The 20774-nt window shown below is 69.5% G+C and carries 21 protein-coding genes and 1 other RNA gene; 12 read left to right on the forward strand and 10 right to left on the reverse strand.

Annotation, left to right across the window (positions count from 1 at the left end; all coding sequences use genetic code 11):
- Positions 1–10: 10 nt before the first annotated feature.
- Entirely contained in the window at positions 11–934 is a 924-nt protein-coding gene (locus tag AC1DE0_RS19375) for a hypothetical protein (RefSeq protein WP_478104341.1), read from the reverse strand.
- Between the two features lie 206 nt (positions 935–1140).
- Between AC1DE0_RS19375 and AC1DE0_RS19380 the strand changes: the two genes are divergently transcribed.
- Positions 1141–1485, forward strand: coding sequence for an STAS domain-containing protein (locus tag AC1DE0_RS19380; protein ID WP_478104343.1), 345 nt, complete (start codon positions 1141–1143; stop codon positions 1483–1485).
- A gap of 95 nt (positions 1486–1580) precedes the next feature.
- Here the strand turns inward: AC1DE0_RS19380 and AC1DE0_RS19385 are convergent, their stop codons facing one another.
- A complete protein-coding gene (locus AC1DE0_RS19385; protein WP_478104345.1) occupies positions 1581–2006 on the reverse strand; it encodes an ATP-binding protein in 426 nt (141 codons plus the stop codon).
- A gap of 67 nt (positions 2007–2073) precedes the next feature.
- Between AC1DE0_RS19385 and AC1DE0_RS19390 the strand changes: the two genes are divergently transcribed.
- Both AC1DE0_RS19390 and rnpB read left to right on the forward strand, forming a co-directional pair.
- Complete coding sequence (locus tag AC1DE0_RS19390) at positions 2074–3876, forward strand: GAF domain-containing SpoIIE family protein phosphatase (RefSeq protein WP_478104347.1); 1803 nt, start codon at positions 2074–2076, stop codon at positions 3874–3876.
- Between the two features lie 98 nt (positions 3877–3974).
- Positions 3975–4370, forward strand: an RNA gene (gene rnpB, locus AC1DE0_RS19395) — RNase P RNA component class A.
- A gap of 99 nt (positions 4371–4469) precedes the next feature.
- Here the strand turns inward: rnpB and AC1DE0_RS19400 are convergent.
- Positions 4470–5123 (reverse strand): winged helix-turn-helix transcriptional regulator, encoded by a 654-nt coding sequence (locus AC1DE0_RS19400; RefSeq protein WP_478104349.1) that lies wholly within the window; start codon positions 5121–5123, stop codon positions 4470–4472.
- A gap of 147 nt (positions 5124–5270) precedes the next feature.
- On the opposite strand from AC1DE0_RS19400, the gene AC1DE0_RS19405 reads away from it, so the two are divergent.
- The 3 genes from AC1DE0_RS19405 (at position 5271) to AC1DE0_RS19415 (ending at position 7350) form a co-directional block, all read left to right on the forward strand.
- Entirely contained in the window at positions 5271–5972 is a 702-nt protein-coding gene (locus tag AC1DE0_RS19405; protein WP_478104445.1) for an alpha/beta fold hydrolase, read from the forward strand.
- Positions 5972–6730: a DUF899 family protein gene (locus AC1DE0_RS19410; RefSeq protein WP_478104351.1), complete on the forward strand. Its 759-nt coding sequence runs from the start codon at positions 5972–5974 to the stop codon at positions 6728–6730. The genes AC1DE0_RS19405 and AC1DE0_RS19410 overlap by 1 nt, the downstream gene beginning before the upstream one ends.
- Before the next feature lie 107 nt (positions 6731–6837).
- Positions 6838–7350: a DinB family protein gene (locus AC1DE0_RS19415; protein ID WP_478104353.1), complete on the forward strand. Its 513-nt coding sequence runs from the start codon at positions 6838–6840 to the stop codon at positions 7348–7350.
- A 215-nt stretch (positions 7351–7565) separates the two neighbouring features.
- On the opposite strand, the gene AC1DE0_RS19420 is transcribed toward AC1DE0_RS19415, so the two are convergent.
- The gene (locus AC1DE0_RS19420; protein ID WP_478104356.1) at positions 7566–8027 is read right to left on the reverse strand and encodes an NUDIX domain-containing protein; all 462 of its coding nucleotides are present in this window, start codon (positions 8025–8027) and stop codon (positions 7566–7568) included.
- A gap of 1098 nt (positions 8028–9125) precedes the next feature.
- On the opposite strand from AC1DE0_RS19420, the gene AC1DE0_RS19425 reads away from it, so the two are divergent.
- Positions 9126–9443, forward strand: coding sequence for a hypothetical protein (locus AC1DE0_RS19425; RefSeq protein WP_478104360.1), 318 nt, complete (start codon positions 9126–9128; stop codon positions 9441–9443).
- Positions 9444–9524: 81 nt separating this feature from the next.
- Here the strand turns inward: AC1DE0_RS19425 and AC1DE0_RS19430 are convergent, their stop codons facing one another.
- Positions 9525–10469 (reverse strand): cold-shock protein, encoded by a 945-nt coding sequence (locus AC1DE0_RS19430; RefSeq protein WP_478104365.1) that lies wholly within the window; start codon positions 10467–10469, stop codon positions 9525–9527.
- A 185-nt stretch (positions 10470–10654) separates the two neighbouring features.
- On the opposite strand from AC1DE0_RS19430, the gene AC1DE0_RS19435 reads away from it, so the two are divergent.
- A complete protein-coding gene (locus AC1DE0_RS19435) occupies positions 10655–10858 on the forward strand; it encodes a hypothetical protein (protein ID WP_478104369.1) in 204 nt (67 codons plus the stop codon).
- A 150-nt stretch (positions 10859–11008) separates the two neighbouring features.
- Here AC1DE0_RS19435 and AC1DE0_RS19440 read toward each other — a convergent pair whose 3' ends face one another.
- Complete coding sequence (locus tag AC1DE0_RS19440) at positions 11009–11716, reverse strand: hypothetical protein (RefSeq protein WP_478104373.1); 708 nt, start codon at positions 11714–11716, stop codon at positions 11009–11011.
- 444 nt (positions 11717–12160) lie between these two features.
- The gene (locus tag AC1DE0_RS19445) at positions 12161–13642 is read right to left on the reverse strand and encodes an amidohydrolase family protein (protein ID WP_478104377.1); all 1482 of its coding nucleotides are present in this window, start codon (positions 13640–13642) and stop codon (positions 12161–12163) included.
- A gap of 543 nt (positions 13643–14185) precedes the next feature.
- Here AC1DE0_RS19445 and AC1DE0_RS19450 point away from each other — a divergent pair.
- Positions 14186–14887 carry a quinone oxidoreductase family protein gene (locus tag AC1DE0_RS19450; RefSeq protein WP_478104380.1) on the forward strand — a complete coding sequence of 234 codons (702 nt, stop codon included), beginning with the start codon at positions 14186–14188 and terminating at the stop codon, positions 14885–14887.
- Positions 14888–14915: 28 nt separating this feature from the next.
- Here AC1DE0_RS19450 and AC1DE0_RS19455 read toward each other — a convergent pair whose 3' ends face one another.
- Genes AC1DE0_RS19455 through AC1DE0_RS19465 form a run of 3 tightly spaced genes read right to left on the reverse strand, consistent with a single transcriptional unit; the run spans position 14916 to position 17888 of the window.
- Positions 14916–15722 (reverse strand): citryl-CoA lyase, encoded by an 807-nt coding sequence (locus AC1DE0_RS19455; protein WP_478104384.1) that lies wholly within the window; start codon positions 15720–15722, stop codon positions 14916–14918.
- On the reverse strand, positions 15719–16957 hold the full coding sequence (locus tag AC1DE0_RS19460; RefSeq protein ID WP_478104389.1) for a CaiB/BaiF CoA transferase family protein: 1239 nt from the start codon (positions 16955–16957) through the stop codon (positions 15719–15721). The genes AC1DE0_RS19455 and AC1DE0_RS19460 overlap by 4 nt, the downstream gene beginning before the upstream one ends.
- A 43-nt stretch (positions 16958–17000) precedes the next feature.
- Positions 17001–17888 (reverse strand): dioxygenase family protein, encoded by an 888-nt coding sequence (locus tag AC1DE0_RS19465; RefSeq protein WP_478104393.1) that lies wholly within the window; start codon positions 17886–17888, stop codon positions 17001–17003.
- A 294-nt stretch (positions 17889–18182) separates the two neighbouring features.
- Between AC1DE0_RS19465 and AC1DE0_RS19470 the strand changes: the two genes are divergently transcribed.
- The 3 genes from AC1DE0_RS19470 (at position 18183) to AC1DE0_RS19480 (ending at position 20755) form a co-directional block, all read left to right on the forward strand.
- Positions 18183–18983, forward strand: a complete 801-nt coding sequence (locus AC1DE0_RS19470; protein ID WP_478104398.1) for an IclR family transcriptional regulator domain-containing protein — start codon at positions 18183–18185, stop codon at positions 18981–18983.
- A 582-nt stretch (positions 18984–19565) separates the two neighbouring features.
- Positions 19566–20096, forward strand: coding sequence for a cupin domain-containing protein (locus AC1DE0_RS19475; protein WP_478104402.1), 531 nt, complete (start codon positions 19566–19568; stop codon positions 20094–20096).
- A gap of 95 nt (positions 20097–20191) precedes the next feature.
- Positions 20192–20755: a dihydrofolate reductase family protein gene (locus tag AC1DE0_RS19480; RefSeq protein WP_478104450.1), complete on the forward strand. Its 564-nt coding sequence runs from the start codon at positions 20192–20194 to the stop codon at positions 20753–20755.
- Positions 20756–20774: the final 19 nt, after the last annotated feature.

Below are 20774 nucleotides of genomic sequence, written 5' to 3' on the forward strand. Positions count from 1 at the left end.
TCGCCCGGCCTCAGGGAGTCGGGGTGGATCCCGCAATGGGGCCGCCGGCGGCGTCGGTGCTTGCCGGCGGGCTCGCCGTGGGGCCGCCGTCTGCGGGTGCGGCCGGCGTCGTGGCGGCGGGCACCGGCTGGGCCGGCTGGGTCGGCTGGGCCGCGTCAGGTGTGGTCGCGATTGACGGCGGGGTGTCGGCCACCGCGGTCGTGGGCGTGCCCGTCACCTGGGTGGTGCCGGCCGAAGGGTCGACACCGGCGCCGACGGTGCTGCCTGGAGTGCTGCCCGAGCCGTTCGCCGGCTCCTGCCCGGGGTCCTTCTGCTGGCTGCCGGTGGCGCCGGCCGAGTCCGCCGACCCGTCGACGACAACGCCGGCGGCCGTGCGCCCACCGAGGTTCGTGCCGGTGACCGGCGCGCCGGTGGCGAGCTGGAGCCCGGCGAGGAAGGCTGCCGCCAGGGCGAAGACGGCCCCGGTGGTGGCGAGCGCCCGCCGTGCGGTGGCGCGATCGGGCCGCGACCACCCCTGCCGCGCCCGGGCAGGCAGCGCGAGCCCGGGGCGTCCGAGGGCGATGTCGCGTCGCGAGCGCACCAGCACCACGACCTCCCTGGCCCGCGCCATGGAGTTGGTGTAGAGCGCGCCGGCGATCGCGGAGACGACGCTGAGGACGGCCGCTCCGGCAATCGTCCCGACGACGCCGAGGCGTGAGCCGAGGGCGGCTGCGGTGGCTGCGGCCATGGACCCGCCGAGCAGCTGGGTCAGGGAGAGGTCGAACAGCCTCGACCTGGGCTCGATGGCGCTCCCGGTGCTGGGGGTGCCGCTCTCGGTGCTGCCCTCGGGGTCGGTCACGGCGGTCGCCGTGGTGCTCGTCCGCAGGTCGGGCTCTGTGTCGTCGGTCGGTCTGGTTCGGGCGTGGGGCAGGTCTGCTGTCAACGGGTGCGTCATGTTCCTGGCTGGTTGCGTTCGTTCGTCCGGTGACGTCGTCGTCTCCAAGGCATGACGAACGACGCGACGGATTCGTTGACGCCCGGCCCCGGGAGTGACGGTCGTCACATTGCCCGCATAAGCACGCGGCATACCCGATTGCCCTTCTCGTGCGGGTCCGCGGGGCCTAACGTGGGCCGTGGTGGTCGTTCGAGGAGGGGGAGCCAGTGAACGTGACGGTCGAGGACAGGGGCAACGTGCTGGTGGCGCACGTGACGGGGGAGCTCGACACCTACACCGTCTCGGATGCACGCAGGGTGTTCGACGGGCTGAGGGCGACGACCGGCTCGGAGGTCGTGATCGACCTGCGCGAGGTGACCTTCCTCGACTCGTCCGGCCTCGGCGCCCTGATCGGCCTCTATCACCGCGTCAGCGATGCGGGCGGGCACCTGCGGCTGGTCTGCGCGGGCGTGACGCTCCGGCTGATGGAGCTGATGAATCTCGGTCAGGTGCTCGACATCAGCACCGAGCTCGGTGAGGCGTCGCCCAACGGCGGAGCTGCGCTCGCCTGAGCGAGCCTTGGGCACGCCGGTACGCCGGCTCGGCGTCGGGCGAGCGGGACCCGGAACAGGCGTGCCCTCGCGAGGTGGAGCGTGGCGGGGGCTTGTCAGGCGTGCTGTGCGCGCCCCGCAGTCATCGGCGTGAGCCTCAGGTGGAGGCGTACGCGTGTGCGACCGGGGGGTGACTCGATCGTCAGTCGGTCGCTGAGACGCTGCGCGATGAGCAGGCCGCGTCCGCTCGTCGCGTGCCCCGCGGGCTCGCGGATCCGAGGAACCGAGGACGTGCCGTCGCAGTCCTCGACCGTGAAGACCAGCGAGTCGGCCGTCTGGTCGATGAGCAGGACGCCGTGGCCGCCGCCGTGGATGATGCTGTTGACGGCCAGCTCGTGCACGGCCAGCATCGCGTCGCTGGCCCGTTCGGGCACGTGCTGCTCGGCCACCGCACGCACGGTCTCACGCACGAGGCGGAGATCCTCGGGGCCGAACTCGACGTGACTGAGCCCGCTCTCGCCGGTGTCCCTCGGCCCTCCCACATTGTCATCGTGCCACTGATGGGACATCTGTGGGACGTCAGGGCTCCTGTGGTGTCAGGATGACGCCATGGACGCGACGGCGCGGGACGGTGGCGAGGGACCTCCGTCTGCCATCGCCACTCGACTCGTGGAGCTCGGGCGGATGGCGGCCGCCCTCGCTAACGCCGTGACGATGGACGACCTCACCGAGGTCATCACCGAGCGCGCCTCGGCCGTCATGGGCGCTTCTCGCGCGGTACTCGCGGTGCGGGAGGGCCGCCACCGTCTTCGGACCATCGGCACGCACGGTCTCAGCCCGCACCTGGTCAGGCAGTGGTCCTCCTTCGACATCCGGACGTCGATGCCGATCACCGATGCCGTCCGCACCCGACGGCCCGTGGTCGTCACGACCGTCGCCGAGCTGATCAAGCGCTACCCCGATCTCGAGGATGCCGCCGAGCGGTTCACGGTGGCGTTGCCGCTCGTGTCGCCGACCAGCGGCGAGGCCGTGGGTGCGGTCGGCTTCCGGTTCGACGGCGAACGTGGGCAGCTGGACTCGGACGAGCTCTCGGTGCTCCAGTTCCTCACGGACATGTGCGCCCAGACGATGCTCCGGCTGCGCGCCGAGGCCGAGAGCGCGGACCGCGCGGCCCGACTCGAGTTCCTCGCCGACGCCTCGCAGGCCCTCGCCGAGTCGTTGGACTACCGCCAGACGCTGCGCCAGGTCGCCTCGCTCGCGGTGCCCACCCACGCCGACTGGTGCTCGGTGCAGATGATGGACGACGGCGTGCTGCGCACGCTCGCCGTGGCGCACGTCGACCCGGCCAAGGTGCAGATGGCCAAGGACCTCGAGACCCGATGGCCGCCCGACCCGGACCGCCCGGGTGGGGCGGCGCAGGTCGCGCGCACCGGCAAGAGCATGCTCATCGAGGAGATCACCGACGAGATGCTCGTCGCCACGGCCCGCGACGACGAGCACCTGCGTGTCGCCCGTGAGCTGGGGCTGCAGAGCGCGATGTCGGTCCCGCTCCGCGCCAACGAGCGCGTCATCGGGGTCCTCAGCTTCGTGGCCGCCGAGTCCGGACGCCGGTACACGTCCGGCGACGTCGCCTTCGCCGAGGACCTCGCCCGTCGGGCCGGTCTCGCCATCGACAACGCCGACCTCTACTCGCAGACGCGCCGGGTGGCATCGGTGCTCCAGGCCACGCTCCTGCCTCACGACCTTCCGGAGGTGCCCGGTTGGCAGGTGGGCATGGTCTACCGCCAGGCCGGCCGCACCGATGTCGGTGGCGACTACTTCGACGTCAGCACCCTCGGTGACGACAGGGTCTTCGCGTTCGTCGGCGACGTGATGGGTCGAGGTGTCGACGCGGCCGTAGCGGGCTCTCGAATGCGTTCCGCCACAAGGGTGCTCGTGACCCAGGATGCCGAGCCGGGTGCGTTGGCCATGGCGATGGACCGCCTGATGGCCAGCCAGCCGCCCACACCGATGGCGTCAGCGGCATACGCCCTCTTCGACCCAGCGCACGGCAAGCTCTCGACGGTCGTCGCCGGCCACCCGCCCCCCCTCCTGCTCCACGACGGCGCCAGCCGCTACGTCGTCGAGGAGGGGTCGCCGGTCCACGGCATCGGCATCGTGCAGCGGCCGGCCGCGCGAGTGCCGTTCATGGTCGGCGACCTGCTGCTGCTCTACACCGACGGGCTGGTCGAGCGACGCGGGGAGAGCATCGACATCGGACTCAAGCGGCTGCAGACCGCGGCCGAGGAGCTGCTCGGCCACGTCGACGACGACATCGACCTCGACGACGTGCTCCACGAGCTGGCCGAGTCGGTCACCGACCCGGACCGGCACGACGACGTGGCCCTGCTCGCGTTCCGTCGCGTCGTCTGAGCCCTGACGCACCGCGCCGTTTCGCGGGTGATCCGGCCCCACCGGCGCAGAGGGGCGTTGGGGTCACCCGGCGTACGGGCTCTATGCTGGGCCGCGGATGAGTCGGCCAGGCGGTCGCGTCAGGGCTTCGGCCCTGCCGAGGAACGTCCGGGCTCCACAGGGCAGGGTGGTGGCCAACAGCCACCCGGGGTGACCCGCGGGACAGTGCCACAGAGAACAGACCGCCGGCAGCTTCGGCAGCCGGTAAGGGTGAAACGGTGGTGTAAGAGACCACCAGCGCTCCAGGTGACTGGAGCGGCTCGGTAAACCCCACCCGGAGCAAGTCCAGACAGCGTATGCAGGGTGCCCTAGGGCGCCCAGGAGGCCGGCCCGGTCGAGTGCGCGGGTAGGACGCTAGAGCCGGCCAGCAATGGCCGGCCCAGATGGATGGCCGTCGCCGCGTCCCTGGTAACGGGGGCGCGGAACAGAACCCGGCGTATCGGCCGACTCATCCACTTCAGGCATCTGCCCTGCGGTGACGTGTGTGGGACACCGCGTTGCGCAACCAGTCCGCTGGCGTGCCCTGGTCGGACGGCCCGACGGCACGTCGTTGCTCACGCCACGGGGAAGCAGGCGAGGAGGGCCTCGACCGGAGTCGGGCTCCCGGTGATCTGGGTGTTCCCGTCCACTGGACGTCCTGCGAAGAGGATCTCGGCCCACGTGGAGGAGTCGGCCCTGAGGGTCGTCGCCGGGCGGGCCCACGTGCCGCGTTCCGCGTGCAGCTCGGTGGCGTCCCAGCGGATCCGGTAGGGATGCTCGACATCGGAGACACGGGCGTCGCGCAGATAGAGCTGCAGCTCTCCCGCTGCCGGGGTGAGGTCGGGCCTGGCCATGGTGAGCATGGCCTGCACGGCCGCGTCCGGGGTCAGGCCCCCCGTCGTCTCGCGGACAGGGGAGCCCTGCGCCCACCGGCCGAGCTCGCGCAGGACCGGCCCGAGCTCGTTGGCCCAGGGCGTGAGCGCGTACACGTGCTGCGAGCCGGGCTCGCCCGGCTCGGCCTCGACCAGTCCGGTGGCGGCGAGCTCGCGCAGCCGGCCGCTCAGGACGGCCGGCGTGATGCCGCGCACCGTGGTGAGGAGCTCGTTGAAGCGTTTCGGCCCAAGCATCAGCTCGCGCAGGATCGGGTAGGTCCACCGGCTGCCGATGAGCTCCATGGCGTGCGCCGTGGCACACGCGTCGCCGAGCTGTGCGTAGGTGGACTTCGCCACGAGACCCCTCCCGTCAGGACCGGAACTATGGTAATCATAGCAACTATGGAAAACATAGTTGAAGGTGTCGATACATCGGCAGACGGGACTCGGATCGCGTGGACCCGGCGGGGCGAGGGCCCGCCCGTCGTCATGGTTTCTGCCGTCATGGCCTGCCGGGAGCGGACACCGCAACCTGACCTTCCGGCGGCCCTGGCGCAGCGGTACACGGTAGTGACCTACGACCGCCGGGGCACTGGCCAGAGCCACGAAGAGCCGGGCGCGACGTATGCACTGGAGCGCGAGTTCGACGACCTGGCAGCGGTGCTCGAGGTCGCCGGGCCCGACGCGTCGGTGTACGGCTTCTCGTCCGGAGCGACGCTGGCGCTGCTGGGCGCTGCCCACGGACTGCCCGTGGCGCGACTGCTGCTCCTGGAGCCGCCCCTGTTGGCTGACCCCGGCCTGACGCCGCTGGAGGAGGCGCGACGGCGGCTGGCCGCGGATCCTGGCGACGCCCGTCGATGGTTCGACGAGACGGTCACGGGGATCCCGGCCGAGATCCGGGCCACGTTCCCACCGCCTGACGAGCTAGACCTGGCGAACGCACCGGCGATGCTGCACGAGCTCGCCTTCCTGCCCGGGACCACGGCCGAGCAGTTCACCGGCGTGACGGTCCCGACGTTGCTCCTGGCGAGCGACCACACCGCCCCGGTGCTGCTACAGGCGACCCACGCCTTGGGTAGCGCGCTGCCGAACGCCCTCGTGCGAGTCCTCCCCGGCCGGTGGCACGGCGTCCCCGACGCCGACATCGTCGCCGAGGTTGAGGCCTTCCTCGACAGCGACCGCGCCCTCACGACGGAGGCGACCTGATGAGCGCCCGCCGCCTGCCCGCGCGTCCGGCCGAGCCGCAGGCGTACCCCGAGATCGTCGACCGCGACACCTGGCAGCGGCAGCTGTCCGACCTGCTCGTCCGCGAGAAGGCACACACCCGGGCGGGCGACGCGTTGGCCGCCGAACGCCGCCGGCTGCCGATGGTGCCGGTGCCGTCGGATGCGTCCGTCGTCGGCCCCGCCGGCCGCACCCCGATCCTCGACGTCTTCGAGGGCCGACGCCTGCTGCTCGCGTACTTCCACATGTGGCACGACGGGATGCCGTGGCCCCAGCAGTGCGAGGGCTGCACCTTCTGCGCGTCGCAGCTGCAGCGGCCCGAGTACCTTCACGCCCGCGACATCACCGTGGCCCTCTTCTGCGAGGCCGACTACGACGAGAGCAGCCCGTATGCGGAGTACCTGCGCTACACGACGCCCTGGTACTCCGCCCGGGACTCCACCTCGCTGGTCGCCGGACGGGAGTTCGGGTTCCACGCCTGCTACGTGCGCGACGACGATGACCGGGTGTACGAGACGTACTGGACGACCGACCGCGGCACCGAGGCGGGCCTGTGGAGCTACGGCCTCATGGACCTGACCGTCTTCGGCCGGCAGGAGGCCTGGGAGGACAGCCCGGCCGGGTGGCCCCGGATCCCGGCTGGTCAGCACCAGTGGCGGGTCGAAGGCCGACCGACGGCGCAATGGGCCGTCACCGACGAACCGGTCGATGCGGCCACAACCCCCTGCCACCACCACTGACAGGGGGTCGGGGGCGGCGTGACGCCCACCGCGGCGCCGATGGCGCGCCGTCTGGAGCGTCACGTCCAAACACGTGAGCTGCCCGGGTCGATGGCTAGGGTCGCAGCATGGGTCCAGCCACCGATCGGGCGCGTGCCGAACGTGCCGTGTTGCTCAGCCGCCTGGCCGGCCAGCGCGCCCACGTCCTGGCGCAGCTGGACGGACTCTCCGACGAGCAGCTGCGTCGTTCGGTGCTGCCGTCCGGCTGGTCCTGCCTCGGTCTGGTCCGCCACCTCACCCTGTCCGACGAGCGGTACTGGTTCGAGGTGGTCGTGGCCGGGAAGCCATTGGACTTCTGGCCCGACGGCGACAACGGGGACTGGCTCGTCGGTCCGGATGAGCGGGCCGCCGCGGTGATCGAGGCCTACCGCTCAGCCATCGTCAGCGCCGACGAGATCATCTCCGCACGTCACCTCGACGACGCCCCTCAACAGCCTGAGGACTGGTGGGCTGAGGCCGGGCTCTCCTTTCCCGATCTGCGCACCGTCGTGGTCCATGTCCTGGTTGAGACCGCTGTGCACGCAGGCCATCTCGACGCGGCACGTGAACTGTTGGACGGACATCAGCACCTCGTCCTCTGACGGCTCTTTGCGGGTTGATGCCACCCACACCGGGAGTTCTGAACGGCGGGGACTCTCCCACCTTGGCGCCATGACCATGGATTCGACATCTGCCCGAGCGCGCGAGATCGGATCTAACGCGTACCAGTACCTGTATCCGTTGGTTTCGATGGACGTGACGCGGCGGAAGGCGGTCAATCTGCCGGATGCCGTCGCGGGCATGACGGGTGAACACGTCACCTCTCGATCCCGTCGATCCGCGCCAGGGCCCGGCTGACCAGCAGCCCGTTGTACCCGCTGAGGACGGGGAGGCGCCCCGGGCGGAACCACCCAACTTCGTGCCCCTCCACCCCGTCGGGCGTCGGGACCCCAGCAACCCGCCCGGCCAGGAACGTCACGCCAACGACGTAAGCCTGATCCCCGTTGGGATAGGTCAGCCGGAACTCCGGACCTGAGTAGACATCCAGCTGACGGAGCGACTCGGCGCTGAGCCCGCTCTCCTCAAGTAGCTCGCGACGAGCTGCGTCCTCGAAGCTCTCTCCGAGTTCCAGAGCCCCACCAAGGAGTCCCCACAAACCGTCGTCGGCGCGCCGCTGAAGTAGCCATTGTCCCGACTCGTCTACGACCACGACTCCGGCCGCCGCAAGCAAGAGTGGCCGCTGACCGACGAGATCGCGCAACTCGCTCACATAGCTCATGAGGGCAACTTAGATGTCTCGAGGTCCTTACTCCTCGGAGCACCCATTGGGGCAGAAGCGGACGCAACCGCCCTGCGGCACGACCGGGCGACTGGCGCGCCTTTTGGCGCCCATCAAAGCCGTTACGGAGGGCGGATGCCGCGCCCGCGCAATATCTCACCCACCGCCTTCGCGTCCCGGTTGGCGTACTCCAGGGCCGCCGTTCTCACGTCGGGGCGACTGGTTTGGGGGTGTGCACTTTCGCCCCACGCTGTCGCGGTCTCCTCGGTGACAACGCGCGCGCGAACTCTTCGGGCTTCCAGGTCGGCGACGATCTGAGCCACGTCCTGCACCGAGCCACCCCAGCTGAAGGTGGTCGGCATTCGTGACCACCGCCGGCGATCGAGAAGGAAGACGACGAGAAGCGGAGCAACGCCAAACGCGGCGCCGAGTAGAAGGGGAGCGCGAGTCGCCGCCGACACCGCAAGACCTACCGCGGCCGCCAAAAGGCAAACTCCCAGAAGCGCCGACCAGCCCACGAGATTGAGCTTCGCGGTCCGGAGCCACGAGCGCCGGCCGTGCCGGCGCCGGCCCGACGGTTCCATGACTCGGCGTGCCCCCGGGACCGGACCATGAATCGATCCTGACAGACCCCACCCCCCCGTCGGAATGACGGAGCAGATGGCCGGCACCGACGCGGACCGCGTGCAACGAGACGCGGCATCGTGCCGACCTCATCTAAAGACTGCGCCGCCTCCTCGAGATGGAGAGGGCGGAGTGTCCTCGGGAGCAGCTCTCCCTCGAGCACGACCTGGACGCCCGGTTCGTGCAGGTCGATTACAGATCGATGCAACACCCTGTGCCCCCCGCGGCTGGGCGTTCGCCTGCGGGAGCCGCGGGAACCGGTCGCTGAGCTCGTCATGGCCCGCGCAGTAGATCACTTCGGTCGCCCCGCCTTGCCCGGCCATGAAGCCTTCCCGCGTCAACAAGCCGTCGAGCGCGGCGGTCGTGGCAGGGGTGAAGTCCATCTGCGCATTGTGACGAGAGCCGTGGTGGGCGGAGCGGAAAGCGGGACGAGCGTTCGTCGGTGTGTGATGCCCGACGTTTGAGTAGGGCACCATGAGCGGCGAGGCCGGCGCGTCGGCTGCAAAGCGTACGAAGGAGATCAGCCTGGTGGGAAGGCATGTGGATGCACGACCCGCTCTGCAGCGCGCGCTGGACGCCGCGGCGGGACTCAGAGCGGGTTCATGGGAAAGCGTCGAGGCGTTGGCGCTGCTGGCAATCGAAGCCGGTGCTCGAGGTCTCACCGAGAGCGCTGCGCTGCTCGAATCCGCTCACACTGCGGCAGCCGTGAACAAGGCAGGTTCGTATGACAGCGTCCGTGCGCTCGCTTGTCTCGCTCGCGCCGATCGAGAGCTCGCCTCGATCAGGCGCTGACCGGCCGGGTTGCAGAGAGCCCGACCCGCGGCGTGAGCGTGCGACGGGATCGCGACACGCCTGGACGTCTGCTCCGGCCGCTCACACCCGTTCGACGCGGTCGGCCTGCGGTCCTCGATCGCTCTGTCGCACCTGGTACCGGACCCGATCCCCTTGCTGCAGCTCCTCGGCGCCTCTGAGGACTGACACGTGCACGAACAGGTCCGCGCCTCCCGCGTCTGGGGCGATGAAGCCGAACCCCCGTTCCGCGTCGTAGCGCGCGACCACTCCCTCGCCGCCGCGCGCCGGGACGTCGGATGCCTGCCGGTGTCCCGACCGCGCGCGGGTCGCCGACGTCGCGGTTGCGCCCCGCGGTGTCGAGCTGCGCGCGAGGCGCACGTCGCGAGCCTGCGGCCCCTTCTCGCTCACGACGATGTCGAACGTCACCCGGTCTCCCTCGACCAGCTCGGGGAGCCCGTCGGCCAGCGCCCGGACGTGGACGAATACATCGGGGGCGCCCGACTCGGGAGTGATGAACCCGAATCCTTTGTCCGCGTCGTACCAGGACACGGTGCCGTCCGCCCCGTCGGATGCCACGGCCTGCTCGGCGGCCTGTGCTCCCAAGGGGAGCACGTAGTCAGCCTGAGGTCCCTTCTCCCCGTCGACAACGAGGAAGGCCACCCGCTGGCCCTCCGAGACCACGCCGCCGGGCACGATGGCCGAACTGTGCACGAAGATCTCGGCACCACCGCCATCGGGCGTGATGAAGCCGTACCCCTTGGCAGGCTCGTACCAAGCGACCGTGCCGAGCACGCCCAGCGGTGTATCGGCGGCCTGGTCGGCCGTGACCCGGACGCGGCGTGCCTGCGGGCCACGGTCGCCCTCGCCGATCTCGAACTCGACCACCTGCCCCTCCCGGAGCAGCTTCATCGCGTCGTCGCTGACGATCTCGGACGCATGCACGTACAGGTCCTCTGCGTCCGGCCCGAGGGCGATGAAGCCGAACCCCCGGTCGGCATCGAACCAGCGGACGGTTCCCTCGGTCACGGCTGACTCCTTGTCGAAGCTGCGGGTATCCACCCAGTGTCCCCGACGAGACTGGGACAAGCGCTGACGCCCGACAAGGCGGGCACCGTCGTGACAAGGGCCCGACTGCGACGTCCACGGCTCCCGACGCTGCGCCGACAGCGGCATGAGGGTGAGACTCCGTGCCGTGCTGTCAGGGGTCGCTGATGCCCGCCAACCGCAGTCAGATCTCGATCATGCCTTTGCAGTGGTCGACGAAGCGATGGGCGATCGGTTGGCGGTTTGCGAGTGCCTGCGAGCAGACGGATCCGTTTCCGGGCCTCACGCAACTCGCCGTTGTCGGCCGCGGTGGTTCCCGGTTTCACGCCGTCCTCGACGTCGGCATCGCGCAGCCAGTTGCGCAGGCATGACTCGGCGATGCCGAAGTCGGCCGCGATCTGCTTGAGCGACTGGCCCGGCTCACGGCCGCGGGCGACGTTGACCGCGTCGTCGCGGGACTCTTTGGGGTAGGGCTTGGGCACGGTGCACATCCTTCCAGCGACGCCTCGCGGCGCCACACATCAGATGTCGACTGTTCGCGCACGCACCAGCCGTACGCCGGTGGCAAGCAGCCACACGAGCCATGCGGCGAGCCCTAGGAGCCCGACGAAGATCAGCGCCGAGCCGTCGGCTATCGCGAGGTTGCCGAGCCCCGCGGCGAGCAGCAGGCTCCCGCCCACCAGGCCCAGCAGGCGCTGCCACGGTGGCGTCAGCCGGCTCGTGTGCGCCGCCAGTGCAGCGCCGATGAAGGTGGTGCCGAGGGCCGGCAGCGCCAGCGCGAACGCTGCCGCATGCAGCTGCCAGGCGAGCTCGAACGCCGGGTTCGGTGCGGCGAGATCGCGGGCGGACAGCACGACCCCGATCCACAGAACGGCGTAGAGCGCGAAGACCGCCGAGAGAGTCGCGCCCGCGGCCCCCGCGAGGCGCGACCAGTCCGCGCCCGCACCCCCGCGACGCCCGACGAGCCCGTGGAGACCGGTCACGAACCCGAGCAGCAGCGGCAGGTGCAGCGCCTCCTGTCCGGTCGCGATCGCGACCACGACCCGGTTCTCCGCGTGCCAAGCGAGCACCTTCTCGATCGGGTCCCCGTACCCGGGCGGTCCGGTGGCGGCGAACATCGCGTTCTGGATCGCCATCGACGCAGCGAGCACGATCGCCGCCCCGCCGACAACCCGCATCGTCGCCGCCCCGGCTGGACTCGTCTCCGGCGCCGGGCGGGTTCCCTCCATGCGCTCATGGTGGAGTGGCTCACGCAGGTTGTCCATACCCCCGCGCACTCCGCTCACCGGCACAACGAGCATGAGCGGAAGACTTCTTCCGGTTCAGTCGCGGCACACGGTCATTGGCAGATGGATCAAGGATCGAACCGGCCGTGGGGTGACTGGTCGGCGCCCTCGTCGGGGATCGCCGAGGGCGGTTCAGTCCGCAAGAAATCCGAATGGGGTCCGAGATGCACCCGCTCTGGCCATATTGACCAAACCCCCAACAAATGCGTTCTTGCAGGCTAGGGCCGAAGCCATCATCGGCAGCACGGCTCGAACTAGCCCGTGCATTCCCTGGCGTATTGGCGACTCCTCCACTTCCAGGCCTTGGACTGCGTTGCTGTATCTGACAGCTGAGGACCGCCGTGTGAGGGCGTCTCCGCCACAACGCGTTTGCGCTGCGCGGCGCCTTCACTCCTTGGTGTCTGCCTCGCCGCTGCCGGCAGCCGCGTTGCGGAACTCGGTGTAGGTGTAGGGGTTGTCGAGAACCTTCGACTCCGGGACGTCGGGGTGCATGCCGGCAGTCCACTCTGCTTCGCCGAGGGTCAGCTGAAGGAACTCCACTGTCTCTTCGACTGCCTGCCGCGCCTTGGGCAGGGCGGTGCCGGTCAACTGCCCCTCGTACTTCACGACCTTGCCGTTCACGAGGACGCTGTGCACGTCGCCGCGTTGTGCTTGAAACACCACGTGCCCGTAGGGATGCAGGATCGGGACCATGGCGGGCGACTGGTCGTTCTTGATGAGCACCAGGTCGGCTCGCTTGCGCGGTTCGATGCTGCCCACGAGATGGTCGAGGCCAAGTGCTCGAGCACCGCCCCGCGTGGCGTACTCGACAACATTCTCGGCCCGCAGCCCGATGTGGGTCACCGTATCTCCGCGGGCGTGCGCAAGCGCGTGCTCGCGGGTGCGGTCGGTCGACAGGGTGGCGCGCATCGCCGAGAACGGGTCGGCGCTCCACCACACGCTCGTGTCGACCGACAAGGAGATCGGGATGTCGTGTTGTCGCAGGGCCCAGCTGGAGGGATAGCCCTGGCCGCACGACGCTTCGCTCTCCGCAGAGACAGAGGCATGACCACCGGTCGCCGCGATGCGCTGGTACGAGTCGTCGCTCAAGGTCGCGGCGTGCACGTAGATCGTCCGAGGCGTCATGAATTCGTGGTCGTGCATCAACTTGATGCCGTTGTCGTTCGTAGCGCCCCACACTCCGGCGTGGGTGGTCACCGCGACATCGAGCTCTCGGGCTGCCTCGAAGGCGGCGCGTTCCGGGAACGCTGGGTCTCCTGTCACGTCGAAGGCGAGCTGGAAACCGAGCATCTCGTCCCGGGTCATGCGCCTCTCGACGAAGTCGCGGAACTCGGGGGAGTGGCTCCACTCCCACGGAGCCGCGTGAATGTTCCCGTAGGCGAAGACGAAGCGGCCGGGGACCTCCTCGAGCGCGTCGACCGCAGCGTCAGCGTGCTCGATGGTTGCCAACCCGTGGGACCAGTCGACGCTCGTGGTGACTCCGGAGTCGATGGCCTCGACTGCAGAGAGCAGGTTCCCGGCGTAGTAGTCCTGAGGGCGGAACTTCCTGCCGTGCTCGAGGTAGTTCCACACGAAGTACTGGGTCAGCGTCCAGTCGGCTCCGTAGCCCCGCATCGCGGTCTGCCACATGTGACGGTGGGTGTCGATCATGCCGGGCATCAAGATGCCCCCGCTGGCGTCGACCTCGGCGGTCCCGTCGGGGACGTCGAGGTCGGGCCCGACGGCGGCGATGTCCGTCCCGATGACCAGGACGTCACCGGTCTGGTGGACGGTGTGGGCGTCGTCCATGGTGATGACCAGACCGCGACGGAAGACGATGGCCGGTGCGGCCGTCAGCGTTGCGAGAGGAAGCGATGGTTGGGCTGACATGTTGACCTCCGGTGTGCGCAATCACGTATGCCGTCCGCTCTGCGGCAAGTCGTCCGTTATCAAACTCTGGCGACCGCGTCGGGCCCCTGTCAAGGCATTCGAGGCCCGACTTCAGGCGCGCAGATGCGTGTCGTTTGCTGGCCCCTCTGGTCGCGCGGCCACGCGACCGCGGGCTAGGCGCGATGCGTTCGTCGTGGTGGACTGGCGTCACTGCCAGAAAGAGAACGCACGCCTGAATAACGGTCCGGTGAGGAACAGCACATGCGCGCCGCCCAGCTCCACACCTGCGCACAGCCCCCACGCGTCGTAGAGATGGATGCCCCAAGGCCCGACGTCGGCTCGTCTCTGATCGCCGTGTCGGCGGCTCCGATCACCCCACTCGATCTGCTGTGCGCCGGCGGCGACTCGTATTTCGGCGAGCCCGTCACGCCGTACGTTCCGGGTGTGCAGGGCGTCGGTGTCGTCTTGAGCTCGGCGCGCCACCCTTCGGGCACGAGGGTCTGGTTCCCGACGTCAGCGGGGATGTCGCCCGGTGACGGAGGCATGGCGGAACGCGCAGTGGTTCCGGACGCAGACCTCGTGCCGCTCGGCCACGGGGTCGACGACACGCATCTGGCGGCGCTCGGTCTCTCGGCTGTCGCGGCGTGGACGGCACTCCTGATCTGGGGTGGGCTCCAGGTCGGCGAGCGGGTCCTGGTCCTCGGCTCCAGCGGCATCGTCGGGACCGTGGCGCTGCAAGCAGCGCGACTCAACGGGGCTGGTGCGGTCTTCGGTGCAGCGACGTCTCCTGGGGCGGCAGAGGCGGCTCGCAACCTCGGTGCGGACGGATTCGTGCAGCTGAGCCGTGCGGACGACGTGGACAGCGCAGCCGCCCGCATCCGTCAGGTGGCCGGCGAGGTCGACGTGGTCATCGACCCGCTGTGCGGAGTGCCGGCGTCGGCGGCGTTGCTCTGCCTGGCACCGCGGGGCCGTCTCATCAACCTCGGCTCGAGCGCGGGCCCTACCGCCACGTTCTCCTCTGCCCATCTGCGCAGTGGGTCGCGAGTGGTGCGCGGCTACACGAACAACGACCTCACGGCTGAGCAGCGCGCCGATGCGATGGGCGCCATCGGGGAGCACGCCGCCGCTGGAGCGCTGAGTGTCCCCTTCGAAGTCTTCCCGCTCGACCAGGTGGCCATCGCGTGGGAGCGCCAACGGTCCGGTCAGGTGCACGGCCGTGCCGTGATCGACCTTCGCCAGTCCTAGGGGCAGCCGCGAGGCAGTGCCGGGAGCGTCAGTCGTCCGACGGCGGGACGAACTCTGCTCGGCTCTCGACGTGGTTGAAGATCTGGGGCGCGATCGGGTTGCGCATCTCGTCGGCGAGCTGTCCGAGCAGGCCTGCGCAGCGGGCGAGCAGGACGACGCCGCGGAGCAGCTGTTGTGGGATGCCGAGGTCGGCCAGGACGGCGCCGCAGGCGCCGGCGCCGTTGAGTGGGAGGGCCTTGCCGAGTGCGTCGGGGGCGACGCGTCCCATGGCTTCGAACAGTGCGAGGCGGGGTCCGTAGGTGCCGTGCTCGCGGGCGAGCTGGAGCAGCCGGGGCACGCGGGGGTCGCCGTTCTTGTGCAGGTGGTGTCCGAGCCCGGGAATGAACTGCCCGGCGGCTCGCCGGTCCTTGATCGCGGTCGTGGCAAGGGAGTCCCAGCCTGCGTCGTCGATGGGCAGCTCGCCGCCGCACGCGTCGAGGGCTTCGTCGAGGAAGCGGCCGGTGTCCTCGCTGACGCCCAGGAACCGGGAGCCGCCACCGAGCAGCCCTGATGCCAAGGCGCCCTGGATGGCGTCGGGTGCGCTGAGCCAGGTCAGTCGGGCAGCGATGGCGGTGGGGGTGAAGCCGTGGTCGGCCAGAGCCACGAGGACGGCGTTGAACATCGCCGCCTGGCCCGGGGTCGGCTCGCGCAGTGTGATCAGCTGGTAGGCGAGGTCGCCGAAGTCGACGGCGCCGATGAGGTCGTTCGACAGGTCCCGCCCCATCAGGCTGATCGTGTCGACGGTGGAGACTCCGAGAGATGTCGGGTAGCGCTCGGTCGCATCGCTGGTGCTCATGCCGACCACCTGTTCTCTCCGGCCTTGCGGGCGCTGGGGCCGCCTGATGCTGTGTCGGCGAGCCACGCGCGTACGCGATCACCGTCCGCGTCCAGGGCGGGTGGGGCCAGGTCGTAGCGGGCCGGGGTGCGGGAGAACCGGATCGGGTTGCGGACGGTGGGCGTGCCCTCGATGGTCACGACCGGTTCGAGGCCGAGCCGGTCGGCGAGCTCGATGCCGCCGCGGACGTCGTTGATGGGTCCGCAAGGTATGCCGGCGGCGCTGAGCCGATCGAACCACTGCTGCGCCGTCTTCTTCGAGAGAAGAGCCAGGAGCAGGGGACGCAGCTCTTCGCGATGCTCGTTGCGGCTGCCCACCGTGGCGAACCGTTCGTCGTCGGCGAGCTCGGGGGCGCCGAGCTCGGCCACGAGCTTGCGGTACTGGCGGTCGTTGCCGGCCACGATGATCAGCTCTCCATCGCCGGTGGCGAGGGGCTCGTAGGGGAACAGGCTCAGGTGCGCGTTGCCCATGCGGTGGGGGACGACTCCGCCGGCGACGTAGGCGGAGGTCTGGTTGACCAGGGAGGAGACGGCGGTGGAGAGCAGATTGGTCTCCACGTGCTGACCCTCGCCGGTCAGCTCGAGGTGGCGCAGGGCGGCGAGGATCCCGATGACCGAGTGCAGCCCGGTCATGACGTCGAAGACGGAGATTCCCGAGCGGTAGGCGGGGCCGTCGGGGTCGCCGGTCAGACTCATCAGCCCGGACATGCCTTGCACGAGCAGGTCGTAGCCGGGCAGGTCCCTGCCGCCGATGGCGCCGAAGCCACTGATGGAGCAGTAGATCGTGCGAGGGTTGCGGGCGGCGACCGCGCCATAGTCCAGGCCGAAGCGGGACAGGCCCCCGGGCTTGAAGTTCTGGATCATGATGTCGGCGCGTGCGGACAGCTCGTGCGCGATTTTGAGGTCGGCGTCGTCCTTGAGGTCGAGCACGATGGAGCGCTTGTTGCGGTTGATGGCGAGGTAGTAGGTGCCGACCTCGTCTCGGACGGGAGGCACCCAGTGGCGGGTGTCGTCGCCGCTGGGGCTTTCGACCTTGATGACCTCCGCGCCGAGGTCGGCCAGGATCATGGTGGCGTAGGGGCCGGCCAGCACACGGGAGAAGTCCGCGACGACGAGGCCGTGCAGCGGTCCGTGCGGCGGGTCTTCGGTGGTGGCTGTCGTGCCGCCGGGGTCTGCGGGGGCGTTCGTGGTGCTCATGGTTTCCTTCCGGTCGAACCAGTCGACGTGTGGAGGCGCCGGCTCACGCGCTGGTTGCTCGCGCGGGTGACTCCTCGGGTTGCAGCACGAAGTTGAACTCAGCTGTCACGTAAGGGGTGTCGAACTCGGTGCCGTCGGGGGCCACGCCGTTGGCGTGGTGGACGAACTCGGTGATGAGTTCCTTCCGGGTGCCGAACACGACGTCGTTGTCGAGGTAGCGAGTGCCGTCTTCGAAGATGTGCGTGATGAGCCTCCGGTAGCCCGGCTCGTCGATGAGGAAGTGGATGTGTGCGGGCCGGTAGTGGCTGATGTCGGTCTGCGAGATGAGTGAGCCGACCGGGCCGTCCATCGGGATCGAGTAGCCGAGGGGCACGACGGACCGCAGACAGTAGGTGCCGTCATCGCGGGTCTCGTACTTGGCGCGCAGCCGCGCCTCGTCGGCTCCGCTGATCTGCGCCTCGTACAGGCCGTCGGAGTCGGCTTGCCACACGTCGAGCACGGTTCCGGGTAGGGCCCGGCCGGTGATGTCGGTGACCGTGCCGGTGACGAACAACGGCACGCCGTCGATCCCCTCGGACATGTCGAAGCCGTAGGGGGCGGCCGGTGAGCCGTCGATGTGGAAGGGGCCGAGCACGGTGGCGGGGGTGGCTGCGGGGTCGAAGTCGTGGTTGAGCTGCACGACGAGCATGCTGAGACCCAGGACGTCGGAGGCCAGGATGAACTCCTCGCGTTTGTCGTCGCTGATCTGCCCGGTCTTGGTGAGCCACTGGATCGCGGCCATCCACTCGTCCTCGGTGAGGTCGACCTCTCGGGCGAAGTCGTGCAGGTGTCGTACGAGGCCGGTCAACAGCTCCTGCAGCCGCGGCGTGTGAGCCGTGCCCCAGCGGCGTAGCGCCTCGTCGGTGAGGTCCTGGAAGCGTGTCTCAGTCATGTCGGATCTCCTTGGACTTCGGTGGCCGAAGGTTCGGGCTCGTCGAGCTCGGGCCCCGACGAGCGTTGACGTGGGTGGGCCCGACTCGGATGGAGGAGGATCTGCTGGCTGTGCCGCTGACGGATTCTTCTCGGACAGCCGTCCGCTGAGCGGTGCTCTGTTGGTATTTGAAGCAACGATGCTCCGGCGGCCAGGTGACTTCAAGGCCCGCTGCTGGGATTTCGGGAGCATCTGGACTTCTGTCCGCACAGCGGACAGACTTGTCACGACGACGTCACCGAACTGAGGAAGCTCATGCCGCGCCGCGACAGCAACCCCAACTTCGTCGAGGCGGTGGCCCGCGGCCTCGACCTCATCCGGGCGTTCGCACCTGGGCGACCGGACATGACCTTGGCCGAGCTCGCGAACGCCGCGGGACTTCCTCGACCGACGGCCTCTCGCATCCTCTACACCCTGGAGAAGCTCGGCTACGTGCGCCAGACCCCGGGTGGTTACACGCTCACGGTCCGAGTGCTCGAGCTGGGCATGACCTACGTCCAGGAGGTCGACATGTGGGACGTTGCGCGGCCGCACCTTGAGCGGCTCGTCGCCCGGACCGGCGAGTCGAGCTCGATCGCGGAGCTCGACGGCTCCGACATCGTCTACGTCGCCCGCGTCGCCGTCCCCAAGCTCATCGCCCTGGTCGTGCGGATCGGAACCAAGTTCCCAGCCGTCCCGACGTCCTTGGGAAAGGTTCTCCTCGCGGGCCTCGACGACGAAAGGGTCGCGGCTGTGTTCCGAGAACCATCGCGGTCCGGTATCGAGCCGCGGTGGCGTCCCGAACTCCCCGAGCTGCTCGACGTTCTCGCCGAGGTGCGAGCGCAGGGCTGGGCGTTGACGGACGAGCAGCTCGCGAGCGGAATCCGATCTGTCGCCGCTCCGCTGCGCGATGGCTCCGGCGCCGTTCGGGCCGCCATGAACGTCACCGTCCACGCAGCCGAGACCTCCACAGAAGTCTTGCTGGAGGAGCATCTGCCTCGCCTGCTTGCGACAGCCTCGGCAGTCAGCGCGGACTGGGCACGGCGCGATGCCCTGCCCCTCGCTCACGCCACCTAGGCCGCCTGCCGTCGCGCTCTCGGATGACGTCGAGGCCGCCGTCGGCGATTTTGCCTGCATGACGACGACGAGCCCACCGCGGCTGCGAGACGCTCGAGCCGACGACGTGGACAACCTCATCGCCCTCTGGGGCCTCCTCTTCGGCGAAGCCCCGCACGACACACGTCCCTGGCGCGGCCATGCGAGGGACTGGCTCGGCACCGTGGTCGACAACCGACACGTGGCGTGCTTCCCGGTGGTCGAGGCAGACGCTGCGATCGTCGCCTGCGCGTCGGGACGCTGGAGCTCGGTGTGCCCAATCCCCATTGTCCGCGCGGAGCGCGCCGCGAATGAAGCTCGTGCTCTAGGGAGCTGCGACCGATGTGACCGAGCGCAACGTGCCCGTTGGTGCGGATCCGGATGTGAATCGTCCGGAGGCGGTCTCAACATGTTCAGATGGCAACGCCGACACGCGCTGTGGACGGGCAGCGAAGGTACGCCGTCGCGCAACTGGACGAGATCGAGCCGCTGGCCGACGGGCCGTGCCGTTATCGGCCCGTACGGCACCACTTCGGCATCACGAGCTTCGGTGTGACCGCATGGGTGGGCTCTGCGGGTGACGCCATCATCAATGAGTTCGACGAGGACTCCGAGCCGGCAGAGGAACTCTTCCTCGTCGTCAGCGGACGCGCGGTCTTCGAAGTCGAGGACGAACGGGTGGAAGCGGGCCCGGGCACCCTCGTGTTCACACCACCGGGCACCCGGCGCGCGGCCGTAGCGGCCGAGCCCGCGACCACGGTCCTCGTCTTCGATGGCTCGCCGGGCAGGGCGTATGACGCGACTGGATGGGAGCTGTGGGCGCCGCTGAGACCGGTCTACGACCGGGGAGAGCACGCAGAGCTCAGCGCTCGACTCGAGGAGGTCATCGCCGCCAACCCCGGATATCCGATGCTCGACTACAACTTGGCCTGCTGCGAGAGCCTTCGAGGCCGCCCGGCCGAGGCCACCCATCACCTACGGCGTGCCATCGACCTCTCGGAGAAGTTCCGGACAGATGCACGCGGCGATGCCGACTTCGTCCCGATCAAGGACGAGCCGGAGTTCCAGAGGCTGATCGGCGACGGCCCCGGGTAGTGGTGCATCGGCCCGAGGCATTGCCCGACCAACACCTCTTCCCGGCGTGGCCGATCTGTATATTCCGAAGACCGACTCCCGGGAGAGTGACGCGCGTGCGCAAACTGACCTTCGCGATGAACGTGAGCCTGGACGGCTACATCGCCGGACCCGGTGACGATCTCGGCTGGAGCGTGCCGAGCGACGAGCTGTTCCAGTGGTGGTCCGACCGGGTGGGTGCGACGGGCCTCGCGTTGTACGGGCGGAAGCTCTGGGAGACGATGAGCGCCCACTGGCCGGCCGCCGGCGAGCAGCCCGGCGCCACACCGGCGGAGGTGGAGTACGCGGCCCGCTGGCGGGACATGCCGAAGGTGGTGTTCTCGTCGGGAACCACCAGGGTCGACGGACAGGCCCGCCTGTTCACGGGCGACGCGGTCGCCGAGATCACCCGGCTCAAGGCCGAGGACGGTGGTCCCATCGACATCGGCGGCGCCACCCTCGCCGCGGCGGCCATGCGGGCCGGGTTGATCGACGAGTACGCCTTGGCCACTCATCCCGTCCTGGTGGGCAGCGGCACGCCGTTCTTCGCGCACCTGGACACGTGGGTGAACCTGGACCTCGTCGAGACCCGGACTTTTGCCAACGGGGTGGTCCTGACCAGGTACGAGACCAGGCGCTAGGCACTCGACGTCGGGGGCG

The organism is Terrabacter sp. 05T424 (genome assembly GCF_056396225.1).

What these genes read in the sequence shown, in the direction of transcription:
- AC1DE0_RS19390 (WP_478104347.1), top strand. Translation starts at nt 2,074, where the DNA reads ATGGACGCGACGGCGCGGGACGGTGGCGAGGGACCTCCGTCTGCCATC.
- AC1DE0_RS19425 (WP_478104360.1), top strand. Translation starts at nt 9,126, where the DNA reads ATGAGCGGCGAGGCCGGCGCGTCGGCTGCAAAGCGTACGAAGGAGATC.
- AC1DE0_RS19435 (WP_478104369.1), top strand. Translation starts at nt 10,655, where the DNA reads ATGCCCGCCAACCGCAGTCAGATCTCGATCATGCCTTTGCAGTGGTCG.
- AC1DE0_RS19460 (WP_478104389.1), bottom strand. Translation starts at nt 16,957, where the DNA reads ATGAGCACCACGAACGCCCCCGCAGACCCCGGCGGCACGACAGCCACC.
- AC1DE0_RS19405 (WP_478104445.1), top strand. Translation starts at nt 5,271, where the DNA reads ATGGCCTGCCGGGAGCGGACACCGCAACCTGACCTTCCGGCGGCCCTG.
- AC1DE0_RS19415 (WP_478104353.1), top strand. Translation starts at nt 6,838, where the DNA reads ATGGGTCCAGCCACCGATCGGGCGCGTGCCGAACGTGCCGTGTTGCTC.
- AC1DE0_RS19465 (WP_478104393.1), bottom strand. Translation starts at nt 17,888, where the DNA reads ATGACTGAGACACGCTTCCAGGACCTCACCGACGAGGCGCTACGCCGC.
- AC1DE0_RS19450 (WP_478104380.1), top strand. Translation starts at nt 14,186, where the DNA reads ATGGCGGAACGCGCAGTGGTTCCGGACGCAGACCTCGTGCCGCTCGGC.
- AC1DE0_RS19470 (WP_478104398.1), top strand. Translation starts at nt 18,183, where the DNA reads ATGCCGCGCCGCGACAGCAACCCCAACTTCGTCGAGGCGGTGGCCCGC.
- AC1DE0_RS19455 (WP_478104384.1), bottom strand. Translation starts at nt 15,722, where the DNA reads ATGAGCACCAGCGATGCGACCGAGCGCTACCCGACATCTCTCGGAGTC.
- AC1DE0_RS19420 (WP_478104356.1), bottom strand. Translation starts at nt 8,027, where the DNA reads ATGAGCTATGTGAGCGAGTTGCGCGATCTCGTCGGTCAGCGGCCACTC.
- AC1DE0_RS19375 (WP_478104341.1), bottom strand. Translation starts at nt 934, where the DNA reads ATGACGCACCCGTTGACAGCAGACCTGCCCCACGCCCGAACCAGACCG.
- AC1DE0_RS19445 (WP_478104377.1), bottom strand. Translation starts at nt 13,642, where the DNA reads ATGTCAGCCCAACCATCGCTTCCTCTCGCAACGCTGACGGCCGCACCG.
- AC1DE0_RS19410 (WP_478104351.1), top strand. Translation starts at nt 5,972, where the DNA reads ATGAGCGCCCGCCGCCTGCCCGCGCGTCCGGCCGAGCCGCAGGCGTAC.
- AC1DE0_RS19440 (WP_478104373.1), bottom strand. Translation starts at nt 11,716, where the DNA reads ATGGAGGGAACCCGCCCGGCGCCGGAGACGAGTCCAGCCGGGGCGGCG.